At 42.6% G+C, this 1,173-nt stretch carries 1 protein-coding gene; it reads left to right on the forward strand.

Going from position 1 to position 1,173, the window contains the following annotated elements:
- Nucleotides 1-1,173 (forward strand): YhdP family protein (locus tag AC3AYF_RS21420; protein WP_487780487.1); only part of this gene is annotated, 1,173 nt, incomplete at both ends.

Genomic DNA, 1,173 nt, shown 5'->3' on the forward strand with positions numbered 1-1,173 from the left:
CCAGATTATGGCATTCGTAGTTTGGCGATGACATTAAAGGATTTTTCGGTGTTGCCATGGCAGGATGTTCCCGGTATAAGCGGTTTAACGGCTACTGTTGATTGGCGTGATGGTGTGGCCACGGTGGATTTAGACAGTCATCAACTGACCTTATATCCGGAAAAGTGGCTCAAGGAGGCGGTGTTTTTTGACTCCGTCTCAGGACAATTGCGTTGGCAGCAGGATCTGGACTGGCAAGTAGAAGTGTCGGCGTTACAGTTGTGGAATGATGATTTTACCATACAGCTGGATGGCCATCTTAAACATGATAATGGAGTAACCGATGCTGATATTACGGTTAAATTGGATCAAGTTGAGATTAGCCGTTGGCAACACTATGTGCCACAAACTGTTTTGGACCAGGATTTTAAAACATGGGCTAACAATGCATTTGTGGCGGGTAAAGTGATCGATGGCGATATTCGCTTAACAGGCAATATTGCGGCCTTTCCATTTGATGCTAAACCTGAACAAGGTCAGTTTGAGCTGAATCTTAATGTAGAAGGTGTGCAATTGCATTATGCGCCGGATTGGCCAGACCTCGTAGATCTAACGGGCACGATTACAGGTAAAAATAATCTGTTAAATATTCACAGTAAACACGGTCATATTGCGGGTTTTAACTTTGCTGACGTTAATACCAAGATTAATCGCTATCTGAAAGGTAAGCCCATTTTAACAACGCATGGTTTATTAACGGGTACTACGCAACAAGCACTCGATTTTTTACAAAATAGTCCGCTAAAACAACGTTTTTCTAAGGTAGCAGAAGTAATTACAGCTGAAGGTGACAGTGAGATCACCTTAGTCTTATCGGTACCGCTAGCGGATACGGACAATACCGAAGCTAGCGGTCATGTTAGTTTTAAACGCAGTCAACTTATCAATCCTGAATTCCCGCAACTTAAATTATCTGAAATTGAGGGTGAGTTGCAGTTTAATAACAACGGTGTGTCCGCCCAAGGCATAACAGCGATATTGTTGGAGCAAGCGGTCAGTATTAATGTTGTTCCAGGAAATATTGAGACGGTGATTGATATCACCGGTGAACTTTCGACAACAAATCTAAATGATGTGTGGAAAAATAGTCTGCCCGATTATATTTCTGGCCAAGCTGCTTATCAAGCCAGATTG

This window comes from Salinicola sp. (assembly GCF_982684285.1).